At 49.9% G+C, this 1,232-nt stretch carries 1 rRNA gene; it reads right to left on the bottom strand.

Going from position 1 to position 1,232, the window contains the following annotated elements:
• Nucleotides 1-1,232: ribosomal RNA gene (locus B5D06_RS08800) — 23S ribosomal RNA — on the bottom strand; the annotation flags it as partial.

The following is a 1,232-nucleotide window of genomic DNA, read 5'->3' as shown; positions in this document are numbered from 1 at the left end:
CCCTTGGGACCTTCTCCAGCCCCAGGATGTGACGAGCCGACATCGAGGTGCCAAACCGCTCCGTCGATATGAGCTCTTGGGAGCGATCAGCCTGTTATCCCCGGAGTACCTTTTATCCTTTGAGCGATGGCCCTTCCATACGGAACCACCGGATCACTATGCTCTAGTTTCCTACCTGTGCGACTTGTTTGTCTCCCAGTCAAGCACCCTTATGCCATTACACTCTGCGACCGGTTACCAATCGGCCTGAGGGTACCTTTAGAAGCCTCCGTTACGCTTTTGGAGGCGACCACCCCAGTCAAACTACCCACCATACACTGTCCGCACCTCGCGCGTTAGTAGCCAAATAGTAAAAGGGCCGTATTTCAACAGCGACTCCTTGATGACTGGCGTCACCAATTCTCAGTCTCCGGCCTATCCTACACATCTAATACCCGGCTACAATGTAAAGCTATAGTAAAGGTTCACGGGGTCTTTTCGTCCCGTTGCGGGTAATCGGCATCTTCACCGATACTACAATTTCACCGAGCTCGCGGTTGAGACAGTGCCCAGATCGTTACACCATTCGTGCAGGTCGGAACTTGCCCGACAAGGAATTTCGCTACCTTAGGACCGTTATAGTTACGGCCGCCGTTTACTGGGGCTTCAATTCAAAGCTTCTCATCGCTGATGACCTCTCCTCTTAACCTTCCAGCACCGGGCAGGTGTCAGGCTATATACGTGATATTTCTATTTTGCATAGCCATGTGTTTTTGTTAAACAGTCGCCAGGGCCTTTTCACTGCGGCCTCTATATCTCTATAGAGGCGTCCTTTATCCCGAAGTTACAGGACTATTTTGCCTAGTTCCTTAACCGCGAATCACTCGAGCGCCTTAGTATACTCAACCCAACCACCTGTGTCGGTTTACGGTACGGGTAATAATACAATATGTTTAGCGGTTTTTCTTGGGAGCCTGATTACATGCATATCGAATTGTGCAAGCACGCTTCGTACTATCAGGTTCAGATCTCAGCGCGGATTTGCCTACGCCAATCATATCCTACACCCTTTAACCAACTATTCCGTCAGTTGGCAGCATTGTCACTTCTCCGTCTCCACATCACTCATATAATTAGTACTGGAATATTAACCAGTTCATCCATCGCATACGCCTTTCGGCTTTTGCTTAGGTCCCGACTGACCCTGATCCGTTTAGCGTTGATCAGGAAACCTTGGTCTTTCGGCGAGGGGG

It is taken from the genome of Porphyromonas circumdentaria, assembly GCF_900167105.1.
Lineage (GTDB): Bacteria > Bacteroidota > Bacteroidia > Bacteroidales > Porphyromonadaceae > Porphyromonas > Porphyromonas circumdentaria.
The sequence above is the reverse complement of the archived record's forward strand: the minus strand, read 5'-3'. Positions and strand labels throughout refer to the sequence as shown.